At 73.4% G+C, this 20,736-nt stretch carries 20 protein-coding genes and 1 tRNA gene; 11 read left to right on the plus strand and 10 right to left on the minus strand.

Features of this window, described 5'->3' with window-relative positions; genetic code table 11:
* Nucleotides 1-39: 39 nt before the first annotated feature.
* The gene (gene corA, locus ABZV94_RS08160) at nucleotides 40-1,035 is read left to right on the plus strand and encodes a magnesium/cobalt transporter CorA (RefSeq protein ID WP_356338553.1); all 996 of its coding nucleotides are present in this window, start codon (nucleotides 40-42) and stop codon (nucleotides 1,033-1,035) included.
* Nucleotides 1,036-1,041: 6 nt separating this feature from the next.
* On the opposite strand, the gene ABZV94_RS08165 is transcribed toward corA, so the two are convergent.
* Both ABZV94_RS08165 and ABZV94_RS08170 read right to left on the minus strand, forming a co-directional pair.
* Nucleotides 1,042-1,830: a ferritin-like domain-containing protein gene (locus tag ABZV94_RS08165; protein ID WP_356338427.1), complete on the minus strand. Its 789-nt coding sequence runs from the start codon at nucleotides 1,828-1,830 to the stop codon at nucleotides 1,042-1,044.
* A gap of 271 nt (nucleotides 1,831-2,101) precedes the next feature.
* Nucleotides 2,102-3,157, minus strand: a complete 1,056-nt coding sequence (locus ABZV94_RS08170; RefSeq protein WP_356338429.1) for an LLM class F420-dependent oxidoreductase — start codon at nucleotides 3,155-3,157, stop codon at nucleotides 2,102-2,104.
* Nucleotides 3,158-3,344: 187 nt separating this feature from the next.
* On the opposite strand from ABZV94_RS08170, the gene ABZV94_RS08175 reads away from it, so the two are divergent.
* Complete coding sequence (locus ABZV94_RS08175; RefSeq protein WP_356338431.1) at nucleotides 3,345-4,328, plus strand: aldo/keto reductase; 984 nt, start codon at nucleotides 3,345-3,347, stop codon at nucleotides 4,326-4,328.
* Nucleotides 4,325-6,898: a helix-hairpin-helix domain-containing protein gene (locus ABZV94_RS08180; protein WP_356338433.1), complete on the plus strand. Its 2,574-nt coding sequence runs from the start codon at nucleotides 4,325-4,327 to the stop codon at nucleotides 6,896-6,898. Before ABZV94_RS08175 ends, ABZV94_RS08180 begins: the two co-directional genes overlap by 4 nt.
* A gap of 120 nt (nucleotides 6,899-7,018) precedes the next feature.
* Here the strand turns inward: ABZV94_RS08180 and ABZV94_RS08185 are convergent, their stop codons facing one another.
* Nucleotides 7,019-7,711 carry a hypothetical protein gene (locus ABZV94_RS08185; RefSeq protein WP_356338435.1) on the minus strand — a complete coding sequence of 231 codons (693 nt, stop codon included), beginning with the start codon at nucleotides 7,709-7,711 and terminating at the stop codon, nucleotides 7,019-7,021.
* Between the two features lie 47 nt (nucleotides 7,712-7,758).
* Between ABZV94_RS08185 and ABZV94_RS08190 the strand changes: the two genes are divergently transcribed.
* A complete protein-coding gene (locus tag ABZV94_RS08190; protein WP_014671721.1) occupies nucleotides 7,759-7,947 on the plus strand; it encodes a DUF5703 family protein in 189 nt (62 codons plus the stop codon).
* 77 nt (nucleotides 7,948-8,024) lie between these two features.
* Here the strand turns inward: ABZV94_RS08190 and ABZV94_RS08195 are convergent, their stop codons facing one another.
* From ABZV94_RS08195 to ABZV94_RS08205, 3 genes are all read right to left on the minus strand, one after another.
* The gene (locus ABZV94_RS08195; protein ID WP_356338437.1) at nucleotides 8,025-8,858 is read right to left on the minus strand and encodes a chaplin; all 834 of its coding nucleotides are present in this window, start codon (nucleotides 8,856-8,858) and stop codon (nucleotides 8,025-8,027) included.
* 126 nt (nucleotides 8,859-8,984) lie between these two features.
* On the minus strand, nucleotides 8,985-9,218 hold the full coding sequence (chpH, locus tag ABZV94_RS08200) for a chaplin ChpH (protein WP_014671723.1): 234 nt from the start codon (nucleotides 9,216-9,218) through the stop codon (nucleotides 8,985-8,987).
* A 147-nt stretch (nucleotides 9,219-9,365) separates the two neighbouring features.
* Nucleotides 9,366-10,691: a M20/M25/M40 family metallo-hydrolase gene (locus ABZV94_RS08205; RefSeq protein ID WP_356338440.1), complete on the minus strand. Its 1,326-nt coding sequence runs from the start codon at nucleotides 10,689-10,691 to the stop codon at nucleotides 9,366-9,368.
* 216 nt (nucleotides 10,692-10,907) lie between these two features.
* Between ABZV94_RS08205 and ABZV94_RS08210 the strand changes: the two genes are divergently transcribed.
* Nucleotides 10,908-10,995: transfer RNA gene (locus tag ABZV94_RS08210), tRNA-Leu, on the plus strand.
* Nucleotides 10,996-11,058: 63 nt separating this feature from the next.
* On the plus strand, nucleotides 11,059-12,786 hold the full coding sequence (gene polX / locus ABZV94_RS08215) for a DNA polymerase/3'-5' exonuclease PolX (RefSeq protein WP_356338443.1): 1,728 nt from the start codon (nucleotides 11,059-11,061) through the stop codon (nucleotides 12,784-12,786).
* Between the two features lie 3 nt (nucleotides 12,787-12,789).
* Here polX and ABZV94_RS08220 read toward each other — a convergent pair whose 3' ends face one another.
* From ABZV94_RS08220 to ABZV94_RS08230, 3 genes are read right to left on the minus strand one after another with little or no spacing between them, the layout of a single operon-like run.
* Nucleotides 12,790-13,908 carry a CapA family protein gene (locus ABZV94_RS08220; protein ID WP_356338445.1) on the minus strand — a complete coding sequence of 373 codons (1,119 nt, stop codon included), beginning with the start codon at nucleotides 13,906-13,908 and terminating at the stop codon, nucleotides 12,790-12,792.
* Nucleotides 13,909-13,918: 10 nt separating this feature from the next.
* Complete coding sequence (locus tag ABZV94_RS08225) at nucleotides 13,919-15,220, minus strand: phosphoribosyltransferase family protein (protein ID WP_356338448.1); 1,302 nt, start codon at nucleotides 15,218-15,220, stop codon at nucleotides 13,919-13,921.
* Between the two features lie 11 nt (nucleotides 15,221-15,231).
* Nucleotides 15,232-15,540, minus strand: a complete 309-nt coding sequence (locus ABZV94_RS08230) for a dsRBD fold-containing protein (protein ID WP_356338450.1) — start codon at nucleotides 15,538-15,540, stop codon at nucleotides 15,232-15,234.
* A gap of 170 nt (nucleotides 15,541-15,710) precedes the next feature.
* On the opposite strand from ABZV94_RS08230, the gene ABZV94_RS08235 reads away from it, so the two are divergent.
* On the plus strand, nucleotides 15,711-16,088 hold the full coding sequence (locus ABZV94_RS08235; RefSeq protein ID WP_356338452.1) for a YchJ family protein: 378 nt from the start codon (nucleotides 15,711-15,713) through the stop codon (nucleotides 16,086-16,088).
* Nucleotides 16,089-16,115: 27 nt separating this feature from the next.
* On the opposite strand, the gene ABZV94_RS08240 is transcribed toward ABZV94_RS08235, so the two are convergent.
* On the minus strand, nucleotides 16,116-16,817 hold the full coding sequence (locus ABZV94_RS08240; protein ID WP_356338454.1) for a FadR/GntR family transcriptional regulator: 702 nt from the start codon (nucleotides 16,815-16,817) through the stop codon (nucleotides 16,116-16,118).
* A gap of 139 nt (nucleotides 16,818-16,956) precedes the next feature.
* Here ABZV94_RS08240 and ABZV94_RS08245 point away from each other — a divergent pair, with 139 nt between their 5' ends.
* Genes ABZV94_RS08245 through ABZV94_RS08260 form a run of 4 tightly spaced genes read left to right on the plus strand, consistent with a single transcriptional unit; the run spans nucleotide 16,957 to nucleotide 20,727 of the window.
* Complete coding sequence (locus ABZV94_RS08245) at nucleotides 16,957-17,484, plus strand: gluconokinase (protein WP_356338456.1); 528 nt, start codon at nucleotides 16,957-16,959, stop codon at nucleotides 17,482-17,484.
* Nucleotides 17,485-17,523: 39 nt separating this feature from the next.
* The gene (locus tag ABZV94_RS08250) at nucleotides 17,524-18,921 is read left to right on the plus strand and encodes a gluconate:H+ symporter (RefSeq protein ID WP_356338457.1); all 1,398 of its coding nucleotides are present in this window, start codon (nucleotides 17,524-17,526) and stop codon (nucleotides 18,919-18,921) included.
* A 10-nt stretch (nucleotides 18,922-18,931) separates the two neighbouring features.
* Nucleotides 18,932-19,693, plus strand: a complete 762-nt coding sequence (locus ABZV94_RS08255) for an SDR family oxidoreductase (protein WP_356338460.1) — start codon at nucleotides 18,932-18,934, stop codon at nucleotides 19,691-19,693.
* A gap of 14 nt (nucleotides 19,694-19,707) precedes the next feature.
* Nucleotides 19,708-20,727, plus strand: a complete 1,020-nt coding sequence (locus tag ABZV94_RS08260; protein ID WP_356338461.1) for an L-idonate 5-dehydrogenase — start codon at nucleotides 19,708-19,710, stop codon at nucleotides 20,725-20,727.
* Nucleotides 20,728-20,736: the final 9 nt, after the last annotated feature.

A 20,736-nucleotide genomic window follows, 5' to 3' on the forward strand; every position in this document is an offset into this window, starting at 1 on the left:
GGCGTGCGCCGTCGGCTGGGCGAGGGGAGAATGCGCAGCGTGATCGTGGACTGCGCCATCTATCGGCACGGACGCCGCACCGAGGGGCCGGAGGACCTGTCCGACGCGCTCGCCGAGGCGCGGGCGGCCGGCGGCTTCGTGTGGATCGGGCTGCACGAACCGTCCGAGCGGGAGTTCGGACTGGTCACCGAGGAGTTCGGACTGCATCCACTGGCCGTGGAGGACGCCCTCAAGGCACATCAGCGACCGAAGCTGGAGGTGTACGACGACTCGCTGTTCATGGTGCTGAAGCCGGTCGTGTACGAACCGGAGAGCGACGCGGTCTCCGCCGGCGAGGTCATGGTCTTCGTGGGCGACTGCTTCGTGGTGACCGTCCGGCACGGCGAGTGCTCGCCGCTGGCGGCGGTGCGGCACCGGCTGGAGGAGGAGCCGGAGATGCTCGACAAGGGGCCGACGGCCGTGCTGTACGCCATCGCGGACGCCACCGTCGACCACTATCTGGAGGTGGCGACGGAGCTGCAGACCGACCTGGACGAGCTGGAGGCGGAGGTCTTCCAGCCCGAGACCGGCGGCTCCCGCAACACCGCGTCCCGGATCTACACCTTCAAGCGGCAGGTCCTGGAGTTCCGCCGGGCCACCGGGCCACTGGCCCTGCCGCTGACCCGGCTGGCCGGCAACGGCCCGCTCGGTGGCTCGGTGCCGTTCGTGCACGACAAGGCGCGGCCCTTCTTCCGGGACGTGGGCGACCACCTCACGCGCGTGAACGAGTCCGTGGAGGCCCTGGACCGGCTGGTGTCGGACATCCTCTCCGCCCACCTGGCGCAGACAAGCGTGCAGCAGAACGACGACATGCGGAAGATCTCCGCGTGGGCGGCGATGGCCGCGGTCCCCACGTTGATCGCGGGCATCTACGGCATGAACTTCGACCACATGCCCGAGCTGCACTGGCTGTGGTCGTATCCGGCGGTGATCCTCGTGATGGCCGTACTGGAGGTGCTGCTGTACCGGCAGTTCAAGCAGCGCGGCTGGCTGTGAGCGCGCTCAGACGTACTCGGGGGCGGGTGGCGCGGGCCGCCCCAGGGCGTCGCGGCGCGCGGGCGGGGCGAGGGTGACCATGCGGTGCCAGCCGGCGAGGCGCTCGTAGGCGTACACGGCGCGGATGCCGGCCGCGAGCAGCGCGGACCTGGACTTCGGCCAGCCGAGGATGCGGCCCATGCGGGCCATGACGGCGAGGCTGACGTCCCGGTGGACGCGGATCTCGGTGAGCGCGCACGCGCGCAGGGTGCGCTGGATCAGCCGGCCGTGCCCGGCGGCGGCGAGGCGCAGCAGTTCCTCGTGGGTGTAGGCGAGGTGGTCGTCCTCGTCGTCGGAGATCACGCGGACGGCCTTGCCGATCTCCGGGTGGTCGGCGAAGTGCTTCCGGAGCAGTCCCAGTTGCTCGGCGGCGCGCTGTTCGGTGACCCGGCTGTGCGCGAGGTAGACGATGATGTCCCGCACGGTGAGCGGCTCGTCCCGGCGGAGCCTGTCGTGGGCGATGCCGATGCCGCACCGCTCCAGGAGCATCGTGTAGTCGGTGTCGGGCGGGACGGGGACGGGGGCGAGGCCGCGCCTCCTCAGCAGCGCGGTGAAGATGCGTCCGTGCTTGTCCTCGTCGGCGCCGTGCCGGGCGATCTTCGGGGCGAGCGCGCGTTCGCCCTCCGGGACCAGCGCGGCGATCCGCCCGTTCTCCCAGCCGCCCTGGGCCTCCCCGCCGGCGGCGATGGAGCAGAAGAGGCGGAAGGACTCGTCGTTGTCGAGGATCTCCTGGAACAAGCTCTTGGCCGACAGCATGGCAGACACCTCTCCCCGGCTACGCCGGACTCCGCGCGCACGGGTCCCGCGAAGAACGAGTCAAGTGCCGGGGGGAAGGCGCCGCAACGTGGGGTGCGCGGAACTGGCCCGAACGGAGGAGGGCCGCCGCCGGAGCCGCGACGAGGCGGAGTGCCGCGGAGCCGTGAAAGAACGGGGCGCGGTCGTAACCGCGCGGTGCCGGGCGCGTTGTTCCCGGTGACGGCCGTGGCGGGGAAGACCCCCGAGCCCCCACCACGGCCGCTGACACCCCTTACGCGAGTCCGGCGCGCTCCAGGGCCTCGCTGCCGGCCCGCAGGGAGGCGATCCGCTCCTCCAGCGTGAAGCCGGCCGGAGCCAGGCTGAGGGTGGTGACGCCGGCGGCGGCGTAGGCCTTCATCCGGTCGGCGATCCGGTCCACGGAGCCAAGCAGAGTGGTCCGGTCGATGAGGTCCTGCGGGATCGCGGCGGCGGCTCCCTGCTTGTCCCCGGACAGGTACCGGGTCTGGATCTCGGCGGCCTCCTTCTCGTACCCCATGCGCTGGGCGAGCTGGTTGTAGAAGTTCTGCTTGGCGCTGCCCATGCCGCCGACGTACAGGGCGGTGTACGGGCGGAAGGTGTCGGCGAGCCGGGCCACGTCCTTGTCGTCGCCGAGGGCGATCGGCAGGGTCGGGCACACGTCGAACCCGTCGAGCGTCAGCCCCGCCTTCTCCCGGCCGGCCCGCAGGTACTTGACCGTGGTCTCCTCCAGGTGCTCGGCGGAGGGGAAGATCAGCAGCGCGCCGTCGGCGATCTCGCCGGTCTGCTCCAGGTTCTTCGGGCCGATCGCGGCGATGTAGAGCGGGATGTGCTCCCGCTGCGGGTGCACGGTCAGCTTGATCGGCTTGCCCGGACCGCCGGGCAGCGGCAGCGTCCAGTGCTCGCCCTCGTACGTCAGCCGCTCGCGGGTCATCGCCCTGCGGACGATCTCCACGTACTCGCGGGTGCGGGCCAGCGGCTTGTCGAACTTGACGCCGTACCAGCCCTCGGAGACCTGCGGGCCCGAGACGCCGAGGCCGAGCCGGAACCGGCCGCCGGAGAGCGAGTCGAGCGTGGCCGCGGTCATCGCGGTCATCGCGGGCTGCCGGGCCGGGATCTGGAAGATGGCCGAGCCGACGTCGATGCGCTCGGTCTGCGCGGCGACCCAGCTGAGCACGGTGGCCGCGTCGGAGCCGTAGGCCTCGGCGGCCCAGCACACCGCGTAGCCCAGCCGGTCGGCCTCCTGCGCCACGGCCAGGTTGTCGCCGTCCATTCCGGCACCCCAGTAGCCGAGGTTGATCCCGAGCTGCATGGCCGAATCCCCTTACCCATGAGTAACGTCCCTGTGCGGCAGACCTTAGCGCGGGGGCGGGTGCCGGGGGCAGGGTGCCCGGCCCCGGCGGTCCCGGTCGCGCAGGTCCCGGCGCCCTTCGGGGCACTGCGAACGGGTTGTCCACAGGCCACCCACCGCACCGGTTCTGGCCAGTAATCTCGCGGTCATGGAGCAGAGGCATCTCGGCCGGACCGGCCTGCGCGTGTCCCGGATCGGACTCGGCACCCTCACCTGGGGCCGGGACACCGACGAGCACGACGCCGCGGACATGCTGAAGGCGTTCTGGGAGGCCGGCGGCACCCTGGTCGACACGGCGGACGTGTACGGCGACGGAGAGGCGGAGTACCTGCTGGGGCAGCTCATGGACGGCCTGGTGCCGCGCCGTGACCTGGTCATCTCCACCAAGGCGGGCAGCGTCCCCGACCCCGACCGCCGCTTCGACGGCTCCCGCGGCCATCTGCTCGCCGCGCTCGACGCCTCCCTGGCCCGTCTGGGCACCGACTACGTCGACCTGTGGCACGTCCACGCCTACGACCCCGACACCCCGCTGGAGGAGACGCTGCACGCCCTCGACCTCGCGGTCGGCAGCGGCCGGGCCCGGTACGCGGGGGTGTCCAATTTCTGCGGCTGGCAGCTGGCCAAGGCGGCCACCTGGCAGCTCGCCGCACCGGGCGTGCGGACCCGGCTGGCCAGCACCCAGATGGAGTACTCGCTGCTCCAGCGGGGCGTGGAGCGCGAGGTGCTGCCCGCCGCGCTGGACCTCGGGGTGGGCCTGCTGCCCTCCTCCCCGCTCGGCCGGGGCGTGCTCACCGGCAAGTACCGGCACACCACTCCCCCGGACTCGCGCGGCGCCTCCGAGCACCTGGCGCCGTTCGTCGAGCCGTATCTGGACGACACGGCGACCCGCATCGTGGACGCGGTGACGACGGCCGCCGACGGGCTCGCGGTCACCCCGCTCCAGGTGGCCCTCGCCTGGGTCCGGGACCGGCCCGGGGTGGCCGCGCCGATCGTCGGCGCCCGCAACGCCCAGCAGCTCACGGCGGCGTTGTCAGTGGAGGCCCTTAGTCTTCCTGACGAGATCTGCCGGGCGCTGGACGATGTGTCGGCGCCCGTGCACCGCTATCCCGATCACGACTGGAGCACGCTGTGAGCACGGAGCCGGAGACCACGGAGGAAGCCGGGCCGGGGACGCCGGACACACCGGGGGCCACGGAGCAGGGCACCGACGGGGCCGTCACGGCCGAGGGCGCGACCGCCACCGACGACGCGGGTGCCGCCGGCGACCCGGGAGGCGCGGACGCCGGCGAAGGCCCGGCCGGGGCGGACAGCAGCGGGAACCCGGCCGGGGTCAATGCCAACGGCGACACCGGCGGGGCGGACGCCGACGGGGATACGGCCGGGACGGACAGCAGCGGAGACCCGGCCAGGATGGACGCCGGCGAGGACCCGGCCGGGGCGGACGCCGACGGCGACAGCAGCGGGAACCCGGCCGGGGCCGACGCCAACGGCGACACCGGCGGGGCGGATGCCGACGGGGATACGGCCGGGACGGACAGCAGCGGGGCCCCGGACAGGACGGACACCAGCGGAGACCCGGCCAGGGCGGACGCCGGCGAGGACCCGGCCGGGGCCGATGCCGAAGGCGACACCGGCGGGGCGGACGCCGACGGCGACACCGGCGGGGCCGAGGGCGGGGCCGGTGCTGCCGGGTTGTCCGAGGCGGAGGCCGAGTTGGCCGCGCAGCGGATCGAGCGGGAGCGGATCGAGCGGCGCAAGGCCGAGAAGAGGGGCACGATCGCCAGCGGGGCCAAGCTCAGCGGCAAGGCGGCCGACCTGCTCGCGGCGGTCCGGGCCGTGGAGAGCGGCGAGAAGCCGGCGGCCACGGTGTTCGCGGAGCCCGCACCGGCACCGCGCCGCCCCGCCCCGGAACCGGTGCGCAGGCCCCAGCCCGCCCCGGCCCCGGTCGTGCCCGGCGGCCCCGCGCCGGAGACCGTCGACGCCGTGCGCCGCGTGCTGGCCGAGGGCGGCGCGCCCGACACCCTGGCCCCCCAGGTCGCCGCGGCCCTGGGCGAGGGCGCCGACACCGCGCTGCGGGAGGACCCCTGGCAGCTGCTCCGGGTCGGCGGTGTACGGCCGGACCAGGCCGACGGCTTCGCCCGGGCGCTGCTCGGCGCGGCCTGCGGCCCGGACGACGAGCGGCGGGGCCGCGCGCTGACCGTCTGGCTGCTGGAGCAGGCGGCCGTGGCCGGGCACACCGCCCTGGAGCTGCCCACGCTCACCGGGGCGCTCGGCAAGCAGGGCGTGCCGGACCCGGACGCGGCGGTGCAGGCCGCGCTCGCCGAGGGTGAGGCGCTGGTCTTCCAGGACGCCCTGGAGGAGCCCGGCGCCGCCGCGCCCCAGGCGGGCGACGCGGACACCGACGAGGAGCGGGAGCGGCCGGTCCGGGTCCTCGTCGGCCTGGAGCGGTACGCGCTGGCCGAGGAGAGCCTCGCGGACGCGCTGGCCCGGCTGGTCAACTCCCTGTCCCAGGAGGCCGGACAGGCCTGGGAGGCCGTCGCGGCCGGGGTGTCCGGCGGTGCCGCGGAGCTGGCCCGCGCGGTCGCCGGGCACGGCCTGGTGCTGCACACCGGTGGGGAGGCGGCCCGCGCCGAGCCGGCCGCGCTGCTCGGTGCCGCCCGTGCCGCGGGCCTGCGGGCCTTCACCGTCTGCCACACCCCGGACGGGCGCCGGCGCCTGGCCGAGCGGCTGGGCGGGGAGCCGGCGGAGCACGGCGTGGGCACGGTCGCGGGGCTGCTGTCCGGCACCGAGGGCCCGGGCCGCGACGCGGACGGCGCCCTGGAACTCGACCTGCTGATCGTGCTGGACGCGCCCCAGCTCGACGTGGAGAGCGCCGCGATGCTGGCGGAGTCGCTGCCCGACGGGGCCCGGCTGCTGCTCAGCGGCGACCCCGGAGTGCTGTGGTCGGCCGGTCCGGGCCGCGTCTTCGCCGACCTGCTCGCGGCCCGCGCCTGCCCGCAGATCGCCTCCCGTGTGCCGGACCCCGGTCCGCTCGGCGAGCTGGTCTCCGGCATCGGCGTCGGCGAGCTGAACCAGGTCGCCGCGCCGGGCAAGGAGATCGTCATCGTGCCGGTGCGGGACGCGGGCGAGGCCGTGCACCGGACGGTGCAGCTGGTCGCGGACTCGGTGCCCCGGGCGATCGGCGTCCCGGCCGACCAGACCGTGGTGATCACCCCGGGCCACGGCGGCGCCGCGGGCACGCGCGCCCTGAACTCCGCCCTGAAGGAGCGCCTCAACCCGGGCCCCGGCCGGTTCGGCGGCTTCGACCCCGGCGACCGGATCGCCTACTCCCCCGCGCCGGGGCGCACCGTGCCGGGTGTGGTGGTGAGGGCCGACGCCGAAGGGCTGCACCTGTCGTGCGCCGGCGCCCCCGTCGTCGTACCGCGCGAGCGGGTCGAGGGGAGCGTCCGGCACGGCTGGGCGCTGACCGCGCACCAGGCGGTGGGCGCCCGCTGGCCGGCGGCGGTCGTGGTCCTGCCCGGCGACGCCGCTCAGGCCCTCAGCCGCCCCTGGGTCTACACGGCGTTCGGCCGGGCGGAACGGCACCTGTCGGTCGTGCACGGTGTGGAACAGGCCCTGCCGAAGGCGGTGGCGGAAATCCCGCCGAAGCCGCGCACGACCCGCCTGCCGGCTCTGCTGCGCACCCAGGTGCCGGCGAGCTGAGCCCAGGAAGGCGACAGGCCGGCGGTGCCGTACGGGCTCCACGCCCGCGGCGCCACCGGCCCCGTCACGTCCACCTCTGTCACTTCTCGGCGGTCACGTCTCGGCGGTCATTCTCCGCTGTCACTTCTCGGCGTCGATCGGCTCCAGCTCGCCGTCCTCGTCCTCGTCGTCGACGAAGTCGATGTCGTCCTCGCCGTCGGAGACCTCGTCGTCGAACACCGCGCTCACGTCGAACCGGCACACCACCTGCTGCGGATCGATGTGCTCGAACGGCGTCTCCAGCCACTCGCCGGCCTCCGGCGGCTCCTCCGCCGCGGTGACCCAGAGCGTGGAGTCGCCCTCCTCCAGGCCGAACTCCTTGTGCCGGGAGGCGATCTCGTCGGGTTCGAACTCGCCGAAGAGGATGCCCAGTGCCCCCGGGACCGTCCCGGCGGCATCGTCCTCGTCCACGACGTCGTCGTACTCCGCCGCCTCGACCCGCTGGGCCTGCGCCAGCAGCCGCTGGGGTTCCGCCACGGTGTAGTCGCGGCGGATCAGCACACTGATCGCGTTCGGCTCCTCGGGGCCCGCGTACGGCGGCAGCGCTTCGTCCGCGCCGGGGATCTCGAAGGGGGTGACCTCGTCGTAACGGTCGTAGAGCACTTCGTCGTACGCCTCGGCGGCAGCGGCCAGCTGGTTGAACGCCTCGGACACGGCCGGGTCGTCCTCCCCCGACCTGCGTTCGACCGCGGCGAGATGACGGTCGAGCGCGGTCTTGACGGCCTCGGCGGCGGCGCGTACCTCGGCAGCGGTGGGCTGCGCAGCATCAGACATAGTGCAGACGCTATCCGTACCGGGCACCAGCCCGCACAATAGATGCGATGCCGGAATACGAATTTGTCGACGTGTACGTACCTCGCGGGGTGTCCCGCAAGGAGGCCACACGTCTGCTGACGGACCATGCCGAGTACGGACACTGGGAGTTGGACCGACTGAGCCTGTTGCGCGACGGCAGCCGCAGGGTGCGGTTGCGCCGGCGGATCATCCGCCAGGTGCGCGCGACATGGTGAGCGTGATCACAGAGTGAGTGCGGACAGATGAACGGAGCGGGCCCCGCCGACACGGCAGGGGCCCGCTCCGTTTCGGGTCACGCCCTGGCGCGCGCCTTGCGGTAGAGCACCGTGCCGGCGAGCAGCGCGCCCGCGCCGGCCGGCAGGGCGATGCCGAGCGGCACGTCGCTGCCGGTGTGGGCGAGCTGGGCGGTGCCCAGGGGCTGGCCGGAGCGGCCCACATGGGCCTGGACCTGCGACGCCCCGTGCGTTCCGGAGCCCCCCTCGCCGGTGTGCGAGCCGGTGCCGGGGTGCCCCGGACCGCCGGGGTGCCCCGGATTTCCGGGCTGACCGGGCTGACCGGGCTTCCCCGGATGCCCGGGCTCACCGGGCTTCCCCGGGTGCCCCGGCTCTCCCGGCTTCCCGGGGTGCCCCGGCTGCCCTGGGTGGCCCGGGTGCCCGGGGTGGCCCGGATGCCCGGGCGGATTGCCGTGCCCGCCGTCATCGGCGCAGTCGTTCCCCACCGCGGCGTTCCCCGCCCCGATGACGTCGACACTGTTGCCGCACACGTTCACGGGGGCGTCGATCGGCACCTGCACGGTGTTGCCGGAACCCACGCCCGGCGAGCCGCCGGTGTGGCCGCCCGCGTGCGAGCCGCCGGAACCGCTGTGGTGACCCCCCGGGGCTCCGCCGTGATGGGCGCATGTGTTGCCCACCGACGGGTTCAGGAGCCCCACGACGTTCACGGTGTTGCCGCAGACGTTCACCGGCGCGTGCACGGGCACCTGCACCGTGTTGCCGGACAGTACGCCGGGTGAGCCCCCGGCGGCGCCCGCCGCACCCGAGTCGGCGTGGGCGTAGCCGCCCGCGGCGGCGATGACACCGGTCGCGGCGGCCATGGTCATCAGGCCCTTGCGCGTGACCTGTCGCATGCTGAATCCCCCCTGCCTTCCATGTCTTCGTTCGTCTTCGTTCCGTAAAGACCGGTCGGCCCCGGAGCGCATGGCGCGCGCTCCGAGGCCGACGGCTCGTCGAAGACGCCCCTCAGGGAGCCGGCGTCACTTGTTGACGCAGGCGTTGCCGAAGGCGGGGTTCAGGAGCCCGATCACGTTGATCGTGTTGCCGCACACGTTCACCGGGACGTGGACGGGCACCTGGATGACGTTGCCGGAGACGACACCCGGGGAGTGCACGGCGGCACCCTGGGCACCGGAGTCGGCGACGGCCAGGCCCGCGCCCGCGAGAACCAGCCCACCGGTGGCAGCCGCAGCAGCGACGACCTTCTTGATCATTCTTCCTCCTCATTGGCAATGCGACCCCAAGGTTCGGGATCACGTCACCTGTAACGAGGGGGGACTGATGAAGCTACGAGCCTATCGTCGCATTCACCCTTCTCAGTCGATCTCGTACGGCTGCCCGAATACCCGGGGCACCGAGCGTCACGACGCGTCGATGAACCGGTCCAGCACGCGCACGCCGAACTGCAGGCCGTCCACCGGCACCCGCTCGTCGACGCCGTGGAACATGCCGGCGAAGTCCAGCTCCGGCGGCAGCTTCAGCGGCGCGAAGCCGAAGCCGCGGATGCCGAGGTCGTCGAAGGACTTGGCGTCGGTGCCGCCGGAGAGCATGTACGGGATCGCCTTCGCGGTCGGGTCCTCGGCGAGCAGGGCGGACTGCATGGCCTCGACCAGGGCGCCGTCGAAGGTGGTCTCGACGGCCTTGTCGGCGTGCACGTCCTCGCGGCGGACCTTCGGGCCGAGCAGCCGGTCGAGGTCGGCGAGGAACTCCTCCTCGTGGCCGGGCAGGAACCGTCCGTCGATGTGCGCGGTGGCCTCGCCGGGGATGACGTTGACCTTGTAGCCGGCGTTCAGCTGGGTGGGGTTGGCGGTGTTGCTCAGGGTCGCGCCGATGAGCTTGGCGATGCCGCCGAGCTTGGCGAGGGTGGACTCCATGTCCTCCGGGTCCAGCTCGGTGCCGAGCGCGTCGCCCAGTTCGTCGAGGAAGGCCCGGGTGGTCTTGGTGACCCGCACGGGGAACTTGTGCCGGCCGACCCGGGCGACGGCCTCGGACAGCTCGGTGATGGCGTTGTCGCGGTGGATCATCGAGCCGTGCCCGGCGGTCCCGGCCACGGTCAGCTTCATCCAGTGCATGCCCTTCTCGGCCGTCTGGATCAGGTACAGCCGCCGCTGGTCGTCCACCGTGAAGGAGAAGCCGCCGACCTCGCTGATCGCCTCGGTGACGCCCTCGAACAGCTCGGGGTGGCGGTCGACCAGGTAGCGGGCGCCGTACGTGCCGCCCGCCTCCTCGTCGGCGAGGAAGGCCACCACGATGTCCCGCGGCGGCCGGCGCCCGCTGCGCAGCCGGTTGCGGACGACCGCGAGCGTCATGGCGTCCATGTCCTTCATGTCGACGGCCCCGCGTCCCCACACGCAGCCGTCGGCGACCTCGCCGGAGAACGGGTGGTGGGTCCAGTCGACCGCGTTGGCCGGTACGACGTCCAGGTGGCCGTGGATGAGCAGCGCGGGCCGGGACGGGTCCTCGCCCTCGATGCGGGCCACCGTGGAGGCGCGGCCGGGGTGCGACTCGTAGATCTTCGGTTCCAGCCCGACCTCGGCGAGCTTCTCGGCGACCCACTCGGCGGCCTTCCGCTCGCCGGGGCCGGAGTGGTCGCCGTAGTTGCTGGTGTCGAACCGGATCAGCTCGCGGCAGAGGTCCACGACCTCGTCCTCGCCGGTGACGCTCCTGGCCGTGTCCGTCTCGCTCACGCTGCTTCCTCCCACTGTCACTGCTGGTGGTCCCTGCCATCCTCTCTCCGGCGCCGCCTTGGGCCCAAGACCGGTCCCGGCCCGTCACGCGCCGTTCACGTGCGGCCGGCGCCGGCACCGGGGGGTGATCGGCCACCTGCGAAAGCCTGGTAATGTTTCCTTCGTCGCCGCGAGGGAAACCCCGCCGAAAGGCAGGCCTCGCTCGACAGACACCTTGTCCGGGTGGCGGAATGGCAGACGCGCTAGCTTGAGGTGCTAGTGCCCTTTATCGGGCGTGGGGGTTCAAGTCCCCCCTCGGACACCAGTGGAGGCCCCTGCTCAGCAGGGGCCTTTCGCGTACCCCGGCCCCCCTTCCTAGACTTGAGGCGTGGCCCGTCGCAACGACGAGGTCGAGGCGCTCCTTCGGGAGTACGCCGATCTCATCGCGATCACCGGAGGCGACGCGTTCAAGGCGCGCGCCTACGAGAAGGCGGCGCGGGCGATCGGCGGGTATCCGGCGGACATCTCCACGCTGGACGCCGACGGGCTGCGGGAGATCCCGAACGTGGGGCGGTCGATCGCCGAGAAGGTGGCCGAGTATCTGCGCACGGGCACGATGGCCGTGGTGGAGGAGCGCCGGGCGAGGATCCCGGCCGGGGTGCGCGAGCTGATCACGATCCCGACCCTGGGGCCGAAGAAGGCGCTGCGGCTCTACGAGGACCTGCACATCTCGTCGGTGAGCGAGCTGGCCGCGGCCATCGAGGCGGACGCGCTGGCGGACCTGAAGGGCTTCGGCGAGAAGACGCAGGAGAACATCCGGCACGGGATCGAACTGCTCCAGCGGGCGGGCGCGCGGGTGCCGCTGCCGCTGGCGCTGGACACCGCCGAGCAGATCGTCGCCGAGCTGTCCGCCGTGCCGGGCTGCGAGCGCTGTGCGTACGCCGGTTCGCTGCGCCGGATGCGGGAGACCGTCGGCGACCTGGACGTGCTGGTCTCGGCGCGGCGGTCGGTGCCGTTCATGGACGCGCTGTGCGAGCTGCCGGTCACCGCGGAGGTGATCGCGCGGGGTACGAAGAAGACGTCGGTGCGTACCGGCAAGGGGCTCCAGCTCGATCTGCGGGTGGTGCCGCCGGATTCGTGGGGCGCCGCGTTGCAGTACTTCACCGGGTCCAAGGCGCACAACATCCGCACCCGGACCATCGCCGTGCACCGGGGGCTGAAGCTCTCCGAGTACGGCGTGTTCGACACCGAGAGCGGGGAGTCGGTGGCGTCGCGCACCGAGGAGGAGGTGTACGCGCGGCTCGGCCTGCCGTGGATCCCGCCGACGCTGCGCGAGGACCGCGGGGAGATCGAGGCGGCGCTGGGCGACGGCCTGCCCGAGGTGGTGACCGAGCGGGACATCCGCGGCGACCTGCACACGCACACCGATCTCACGGACGGTCTGGCCTCGCTGGAGACGATGGTGGAGGCCGCCGCCGAGCGCGGTCACGCCTACTACGCGGTCACCGACCATGCCCCCAACCTGTACATGCAGCGCATGACGGACGAGAAGATCCTCGCCCAGCGGCAGCGGCTGCGGGAGCTGGACGGCACCCGGCGCCGGATGCGGCTGCTGCACGGCACCGAGCTGAACATCGGTCCCGACGGCGAGGTGGACTGGCCGGAGGAGTTCCTGGCCGGATTCGATCTGTGCGTGGCCTCGCTGCACTCCCACTTCGACCTGGACCGGGCGGCGATGACGCGGCGGCTGGTGCGGGCCTGCGAGCATCCTTACGTCAACATCCTCGGGCATCCCACGACCCGGCTGATCGGCAAGCGGCCGGGTGTGGACGCCGACTGGGACGAGGTGTTCGCGGTCTGCGCGCGCACCGGTACCGCGCTGGAGGTCAACGCCCAGCCGGACCGGCTGGACCTGCGTGACGAGGACATCCTCAGGGCGAGGGAGCACGGGGTGAGGTTCGCCGTGAACACCGACGCGCACTCCGTGCCGCACCTGGGCCAGCTGCGCTACGGGGTGGCGACCGCGCAGCGCGGCTGGCTCACCAAGGAGGACGTGATCAACACGTGGACGCTGACCCGGCTGCGGAGGTTCCTGCGCAAGGGCGGGCGACCCTGAGGATCAGCGCAGCGGCCGTACCGTGAGCGTGCCGCCGTCGCCGTGCTCGACCCGGGTGCCGAGGACGCGCGCGTACCGGTCGAGGACCGTGCGCAGCCAGGCGGTGTCCTCGGCGCAGGCGCGCTCCAGGCGCAGTCGGCGTGCCCGGAAGGGCACCATCCGCAGACCGGTCAGCCGGCCGGTGCCCGGCTCGACCGACACCAGGTACAGCAGCCGCAGGTCGTCGCGGTAGCGCTCGTAGCCGCCGATGCCCTCGTAGTCGTCGACGAGGTCGCCGCAGCCGTACAGGACGAGCCGGTCCCGGTAGACCTCCGGTGGGCGCGGATGGTGCGAGGAATGCCCGTGGACGACGTCGACGCCCGCGTCGACGAGCGCGTGGGCGAAGCGGATCTCGTCGCGGGAGGCCGGGTAGCCCCAGTTGGGCCCCCAGTGGACGGATGCGACGACGAGGTCGCCGGGCCGCCGCCCGGTGCGCCGCAGGCGGTCGGCGACGTCCTGCGCGGCGGCGGCGGTCGGTGCGGGGAGGAGGGCCACGCCGGGACGTTCACCGGTGGCGGCCCAGCTGTGCGGGATGCCGCTGGACGGCATGCCGAAGGCGAAGACCAGGACGCGTCCGCCCGGCCGCAGCGGGACGGCCGCCGGGCGCCAGGCGGAGTCCGCGTCCGGACCCGCTCCGGCGGTGCGCAGCCCGGCGGCGGCGAGGGAGTCGAGGGTCTCCGCGAGGCCGGACGGTCCGAAGTCGAGCACGTGGTTGTTGGCGAGGACGCAGACGTCGGGCCGGACGGCGGCGAGGCAGGGCAGGTTGGCGGGGTGCATCCGGTAGTGGACGCCCTTGCCGGGTGCGAAGTCGCCGTCCCGGGTGACGGCGGTCTCCAGGTTGACCACCCGCACGTCCGGGGCGGCCCGCTCCAGCACGGGCAGGGCCTCGCCCCAGGGCCAGGCGGGGTCGACGGGCCGGGGTACCGGTCCGTTCGCGGTCTCGGCCAGGGCGACGTAGTCGCGGGCGTCGTGGACGCAGTCCTCGCGCAGGGCCGGGTCGCCGGGGTGCGCGAGGATCTGGTCGACGCCCCGGCCGAGCATGACGTCACCGGCGAGGAGCAGGGTGACGGACTTCCCGCCCATGGCGGCGGGGCTATACGTGCGCGGGTGCCATGTGGTCCGTGAACCAGTCACGTGCCAGCTCGGTCACCCGTTCCAGCGTGCCGGGCTCCTCGAAGAGGTGGGTGGCGCCGGGGACCACCTCCAGCCGGTTCTCGCAGCGCAGTCGTGCCTGTGCCTCCCGGTTGAGGGCGAGGACCTGCGGATCGGCGCCGCCGACGACGAGCAGGGTGGGTGCCGTCACCGCGGCCAGCCGGGGTCCGGCGAGGTCGGGCCGGCCGCCGCGGGAGACGACGGCGGCGGGCCGTGCGTCGGGGTCGGCGGCGGCCCACAGGGCGGCGGCGGCTCCGGTGCTGGCGCCGAAGAAGCCGACGGCGAGGCCCTCGGTGCCGGGTTCCTCGCGCAGCCAGCGGGTGGCGTCCAGCAGCCGTCCGGCCAGCAGGGCGATATCGAACACGTTGCCCCGGTCGGCCTCCTCCGCGTCGGTGAGCAGGTCGAACAGCAGGGTGCCGAGGCCGGCCCGGTGCAGCCCCTCGGCCACGAACCGGTTGCGCGGGCTGTGCCGGCTGCTGCCGCTGCCGTGCGCGAAGGCCACGACTCCGGTGGCGTCCTCGGGCACCGTGAGCCGTCCGCCCAGCCGGGCACCGGCGGCGGTCACCGTCACCTCCCGGTCGGTCGAGGCGGCGCCGGCGGTGTGCCGGTGCCGGTGCGCGGCCCGGCGCAGACAGGCGGTGACCTCGGCGTCGTCGACCTGGGCGAAGTCGGCGTAGAACTGGCCGACCGCGGCGAAGTGCCAGGGGGTGTCCAGGCAGACCAGTTCGTCGGCGTCCCCGCCGAGGCGCCGGGCGAAGTCCCGCGGGGCCACGGGGACGGCCAGCACGATGCGGGCGGCACCCCGGGCGCGGGCGATCCGGCAGGCGGCGCGCGCGGTGGAGCCGGTGGCCACGCCGTCGTCCACCACGACGGCGGTCCGGCCGGCGACCGAGACGGGGGGTGCGGCCCGGTAGCGCGCGGCCCGCTGCTCCAGCACGCGGCGCTCGCGTTCCTCCACCCGGGCGAGGTCGGCGGCGGAGACCCCGGTACCGCGCACCACCTCCTGGTTGATGACGCGGACGCCGTCCTCGCCGATCGCCCCCATGCCCAGCTCGGGCTGGTACGGCACGCCGAGCTTGCGCACCAGGCAGACGTCCAGGGGCGCGTCGAGGGCCTCGGCGACCTCGGCGGCGACCGGTACCCCTCCGCGTGGCAGCCCGAGCACCACGACGTCCTGGCCCCTGAGGTACTCCAGGCGTTCGCCCAGTCTCCGTCCCGCTTCCAGGCGGTTCGTGAAGTGCACGGCGGGCTCCCTCACTCCCGTGGCTGCCACAGCGGCGCCGGGGCCTCGGTGTCGGCGGCTCCGGTCGCCTTCATGTCGCCGTCGGCGGCGCGCAGCAGCATGCGGCCCATGGCGATGAGCGCGCGTCCGGCGGCGAGTTCGTCGCCGATCTCCGGCATCGCCCGGTCGTAGGGGTTGCGGCGGGCCTCGGCGTGGCTCTCGATGACGTTGTCGCCGGTGTCGAGGATGATCCGGGCCGTGGTGTCCGGATCGTGCTCGGACAGGTACAGGTTCAGCCGCCACTCCTTGACGGCGGGACGGCTGCTCATCGGTCCGGTCATCGTCCGCCACCTCGCTCCGCGGAGGGTGCCGCGACGGGCGCCGGCCGTCCGCCGGTCCATCGTGGCTGGTCGCGCGGTTCTCGGCGCCCCTGGGGGCGCTCCAGTCCGGCACTTCCACTGTGCACCCGACCCGCGGCGGACGCCTCCCCTGCTGCGGGGAGAATGGGGGCATGACCTCGCGCACCTGCCCCTGCGGGCTCCCCCGGTCCTACGGCGACTGCTGCGGCCGCTTCCACACGGGCGCGGCGACCGCGCCGACGGCCGAGCTGCTGATGCGCTCGCGGTACAGCGCCTTCGTCAGGGGGGACGCGGGGTATCTGCTGCGCACCTGGCATCCCCGGACCCGGCCCGCGCGGCTGGACCTGGATCCGCGGATGCGGTGGACGGGGCTGGAGATCCTGGACACCGCCGACGGGACCGCGTTCCACAGCACCGGCACGGTGACGTTCCGCGCCTCCTACCGGGGCGGCTCGCTGCACGAGCGGAGCCGGTTCGAGCGGGTGGACGGGGCGTGGGTGTACGTGGACGGGGACTTCCCGGGCGAGTAGCCGGGGCCGGGGCCTGCCGGGCAGGCCTTACGGCGCCAGGATGTCCAGTTCCTGCAGGGCGCCCACGGTGATCTGCCGGGTCAGCTCCTGCGCTCGGGGCGCGTCGCCGGCGCGGACCGCCTCGGCGACCTGTACGTGCAGGGTGACGGCCGCCGGGTCGGGGTCCTCGAACATGACCTCGTGGTGGGTGCGTCCGGCCAGGACCTCCGCGACGACGTCGCCGAGGCGGGCGAACATCTCGTTGCCCGAGGCGGTGAGGACGACCCGGTGGAAGGCGATGTCGTGGATCAGGTACTTCTCCAGCTTGTGGCCGCGTGAGTTGGCCACCATGCCGAGCGCGCACTCGGTGAGTTCGGCGCACTGCTCGGCCGTGGCGTGCTGCGCGGCGAGGCCGGCCGCGACGGGTTCGATCGCGGAGCGCAGCACGGTGAGGGAGCGCAGCTGGTGCGGGCGGTCGGCGCCGGCCAGGCGCCAGCGGATGACCTGCGGGTCGTAGACGTTCCACTCGGCCTTGGGGCGGACCGTGACGCCCACCCGGCGGCGGGACTCGACCAGGTGCATGGATTCGAGCACGCGGACCGCCTCGCGCATCACGGAGCGTGACACCTCGAAGTGCTGGGCGAGTTCGTCGGTGCGCAGGACGCTGCCCGGCGGGTACTCGCCCGCCGTGATCGCGGGGCCGAGGGTGTCCAGTACACGGCCGTGCAGCCCCCGGCCCGGTGTGGTCATGCACTCAGCGTACGGCGTGGATCACAGCGACAAAAAGTCAGACTTATATGTCACAGACTCTTGAATTCGTCGTACCTAATGGGTTTCAGTGTGGCGACGCCGCAGTGGCGTCGATGTCGAGGAAGACAGCGAGGCAGTCATGCGTACCCCCCAGGTCGTCGTCGTGATGGGCGTCGCGGGGACGGGCAAGACCACGATCGGTCCCTTGCTCGCCGCGCGGCTGGGCGTCCCGTACGCCGAGGGCGACGACTTCCACCCCCGCGCCAACATCGACAAGATGTCGGCCGGGATCCCGCTCGACGACGCCGACCGGTGGCCGTGGCTGGACGCCATCGGGCACTGGGCGCACGGCCGGGCCGGACTGGGCGGGGTGGTGAGCAGCTCGGCGCTGAAGCGGTCGTACCGCGACCGGCTTCGGGCCGTGGCCCCCGGGATCGTGTTCCTGCACCTCACGGGCGACCGGCAGGTGATCGAGGAGCGGATGTCCCAGCGCCAGGGCCATTTCATGCCCACCGCGCTGCTGGACTCCCAGTTCGCCACGCTCCAGCCCCTGGAGCCGGACGAGGCGGGAGTCGCCGTGGACGTCAGCGGCAGCCCCCAGGAGATCACCGAGCGCGCCGTGCAGGCACTCGGTGTGCTTCCCGACACCGCGGGCAGCGCTCAGTAGCGCCCGTCAGAACACCCCCGTCACCGCAAGGGAACCCCCGTGACCAGACTCAGCGTCGAGATGCTGGCAGCGGACGCGCCTCCGCCGATCACCTCCGCAGGACACGCCCAGCTGGGCATAGCCGTCCTGGTGGGCATCGCGCTCATCGTCCTGCTCATCACCAAGTTCAAGCTCCATGCCTTCCTGGCGCTGACCATCGGGTCGCTGGCGCTCGGGGCGGTCGCCGGGGCGCCGCTCGACAAGGCCATCACCAGCTTCACCACCGGACTCGGCTCCACCGTGGCCGGCGTCGGCGTCCTGATCGCGCTCGGGGCGATCCTGGGCAAGCTGCTCGCCGACTCCGGGGGCGCCGACGAGATCGTGGACACGATCCTCGCCAAGGCCGGCGGGCGCGCCATGCCGTGGGCGATGGTGCTGATCGCCTCCGTGATCGGCCTGCCCCTGTTCTTCGAGGTCGGCATCGTGCTGCTGATCCCGGTCGTGCTGATGGTCGCCAAGCGCGGGAACTACTCCCTGATGCGCATCGGCATCCCGGCACTGGCCGGTCTGTCCGTGATGCACGGTCTGATCCCGCCGCACCCCGGCCCGCTGGTCGCCATCGACGCGGTCAAGGCCAACCTGGGGGTGACCCTCGCGCTCGGCATCCTGGTCGCCGTCCCGACGGTGATCATCGCCGGTCCGCTGTTCTCGAAGGTCGCGGCCCGCTGGGTGGACGTTCCGGCGCCCGACCGGATGCTGCCGCAGCGCGCCTCGGAGGAGCTTCAGCGCCGTCCGGGCTTCGGCGCGACGCTCGCCACGGTGCTGCTGCCTGTGGTGCTGATGCTGGCCAAGGCGCTGGTGGACATCGTCATCGACGACACCGCGAACACGACCCAGCGTGTCTTCGACGTCGTCGGCTCGCCGCTGATCGCGCTGCTCGCCGCCGTGATCGTCGGCTTCTTCACGCTGGGCCGGGCCGCCGGGTTCACCAAGGACCGGCTGCACCAGACCGTCGAGAAGGGCCTCATGCCCATCGCCGGAATCCTGCTGATCGTGGGCGCGGGCGGCGGCTTCAAGCAGACGCTGATCGACTCGGGCGTGGGCCAGATGATCCTGGACGTCTCCAAGGACTGGTCGATCCCGGCGCTGCTGCTGGCCTGGCTGATCGCGGTGGCGATCCGGCTGGCGACCGGCTCGGCGACGGTGGCGACGGTCTCGGCGGCCGGCCTGGTCGCGCCGCTCGCGGCGGACATGTCGACCACGCACACGGCCCTGCTCGTCCTGGCCATCGGCGCCGGCTCGCTGTTCTTCAGCCACGTCAACGACGCCGGTTTCTGGCTGGTGAAGGAGTACTTCGGGCTGAGCGTCGGGCAGACCGTGAAGACCTGGTCGGTGATGGAGACGATCATCTCGGTGGTCGCCGGCGGCCTGGTCCTGCTCCTCTCCCTGGTCATCTAGGGCTACGGCGATGACGGCTCACCCCCTCTTCGACATCAGCGGCCGTACGGCCCTGGTCACCGGGTCCAGCCGGGGCATCGGCCTCGCACTGGCCCGGGGCCTGGCCGAGGCCGGCTGCACGGTGGTCCTCAACGGGCGCGACGCCGGCCGGCTGGCCGAGGCCGCGGCGGGCCTTCCCGGTGAGGTGCGTACGGCTGTGTTCGACGTGACCGACGGTCCGGCCGTGGCCGCGGGGATCGCGGACGTCGAGGAGCGGGTGGGCCCGCTCGACATCCTGGTGAACAACGCGGGCATGCAACTGCGCGCCCCGCTGCTGGAGTTCGCGGACGCCGACTGGCACCGCATCCTGGACACCAACCTCACCAGCGCGTTCCTCGTCGGCCGGGAGGCCGCCCGGCGGATGACGGCACGCGGCCACGGAAAGATCGTCAACATCTGCTCGTTGCAGAGCGAGGTCGTCCGGCCCGGGATCGCGCCGTACGCGGCGGCCAAGGGCGCGCTGAAGATGCTCACCAAGGGCATGTGCGCCGACTGGGGCCCGCACGGCGTCCAGGTCAACGGCCTCGGCCCCGGCTACATCGAGACCGACCTGACCCGGCCACTGGTGCAGGACGAGGAGTTCAGCGCGTGGGTGCGCCGCCGCACCCCGGCCGGGCGCTGGGGCCGTACCGAGGACCTGGTGGGCGGGCTGCTCTTCCTGGCCTCGCCCGCGGCGGACTTCGTCGGCGGACAGGTGCTGTACGTCGACGGCGGCATGACGAGCGTGCTGTGAAAGGGGTGCCGGGCGTGCTGGGGTGTGTGGTCCACGGAGCCGGCGATCTGCGGGTGGAGGAGCTGCCGCCCCCTCAGCCCGGGCCCGGCGAGGCCCTGGTGGCCGTCCGGTACGGCGGGGTGTGCGGGTCCGATCTGCACTACTGGCGGCACGGCGGGGTCGGGGACTTCCGGCTCCGCGAGCCGATGGTCCTCGGGCACGAGGTGGTCGGCACGGTCGTGTCCTACGGCCCCGGAGCCACCGGTCCCGCCCCGGGTACGGCGGTCGCCGTGCACCCGGCCACGCCGTGCGGGGCGTGCCCGGAGTGTGCCGACGGGCGGGCGAACGTGTGCCGCGACACCCGCTATCTGGGCAGTGCGGCGCGCTTTCCGCACGTGCAGGGCGGGTTCGCGGGCCGACTGGCGGTCCCCGCCGGTCAGTTGCGGGCGCTTCCGGACGGGCTCGGGCTGCGCCGGGCCACGCTGGCCGAGCCGCTGTCGGTGGCGCTGCACGCGGTGCGGCGGGCCGGGGAGGTGACCGGGCGTCAGGTGCTGGTCACCGGGGCCGGGCCGATCGGGTGCCTGGTCGTCGCGGCGGCGAAGGCGGCGGGCGCGGCACGGGTGACGGTCACCGACCTGGTGCCCGAGGCGCTGGGGTACGCGGCCGTCGCCGGCGCCGACACGCTCGTACGGGCCGACGATCCGGACGATCCCGGGTGGCCGGTCGAGGTGGACGTGGCCGTGGAGGCGTCGGGGGTGGCCGCCGGCCTGGACACCTGTCTGCGGTCGGTGCGGCGCGGGGGTGTGGTCGTCCAGCTCGGGATGCTGCCGGCCGGGCGGAGCCCGTTCGCCGGGAACCTGGTGGTGAGCCGGGAGATCGAACTGCGGGGCGCGTTCCGGTTCGACGCCGAGTTCGACGAGGCGCTGGAACTGCTCGCCGCCCGGGGCGAGTTCGACGGGCTGATCAGTTCCGTGGTCCCCGTGACAGAAGCGGAGCCCGCGTTCGCGCTGGCCGCTGACCGGGGGCGGTCCTGCAAGGTGCTGCTGGAGTTCTGAGCGGGACAG

It is taken from the genome of Streptomyces sp. NPDC004658 (assembly GCF_040609555.1).
Taxonomy (GTDB): domain Bacteria; phylum Actinomycetota; class Actinomycetes; order Streptomycetales; family Streptomycetaceae; genus Streptomyces.

Coding starts and splice junctions, on each gene's coding strand:
- ABZV94_RS08165 (WP_356338427.1), bottom strand. CDS start 1,830: ATGCTGTCGGCCAAGAGCTTGTTCCAGGAGATCCTCGACAACGACGAG.
- ABZV94_RS08170 (WP_356338429.1), bottom strand. CDS start 3,157: ATGCAGCTCGGGATCAACCTCGGCTACTGGGGTGCCGGAATGGACGGC.
- ABZV94_RS08175 (WP_356338431.1), top strand. CDS start 3,345: ATGGAGCAGAGGCATCTCGGCCGGACCGGCCTGCGCGTGTCCCGGATC.
- ABZV94_RS08185 (WP_356338435.1), bottom strand. CDS start 7,711: ATGTCTGATGCTGCGCAGCCCACCGCTGCCGAGGTACGCGCCGCCGCC.
- ABZV94_RS08190 (WP_014671721.1), top strand. CDS start 7,759: ATGCCGGAATACGAATTTGTCGACGTGTACGTACCTCGCGGGGTGTCC.
- ABZV94_RS08195 (WP_356338437.1), bottom strand. CDS start 8,858: ATGCGACAGGTCACGCGCAAGGGCCTGATGACCATGGCCGCCGCGACC.
- chpH (WP_014671723.1), bottom strand. CDS start 9,218: ATGATCAAGAAGGTCGTCGCTGCTGCGGCTGCCACCGGTGGGCTGGTT.
- ABZV94_RS08220 (WP_356338445.1), bottom strand. CDS start 13,908: ATGGGCGGGAAGTCCGTCACCCTGCTCCTCGCCGGTGACGTCATGCTC.
- ABZV94_RS08230 (WP_356338450.1), bottom strand. CDS start 15,540: ATGACCGGACCGATGAGCAGCCGTCCCGCCGTCAAGGAGTGGCGGCTG.
- ABZV94_RS08235 (WP_356338452.1), top strand. CDS start 15,711: ATGACCTCGCGCACCTGCCCCTGCGGGCTCCCCCGGTCCTACGGCGAC.
- ABZV94_RS08240 (WP_356338454.1), bottom strand. CDS start 16,817: ATGACCACACCGGGCCGGGGGCTGCACGGCCGTGTACTGGACACCCTC.
- ABZV94_RS08245 (WP_356338456.1), top strand. CDS start 16,957: ATGCGTACCCCCCAGGTCGTCGTCGTGATGGGCGTCGCGGGGACGGGC.
- ABZV94_RS08255 (WP_356338460.1), top strand. CDS start 18,932: ATGACGGCTCACCCCCTCTTCGACATCAGCGGCCGTACGGCCCTGGTC.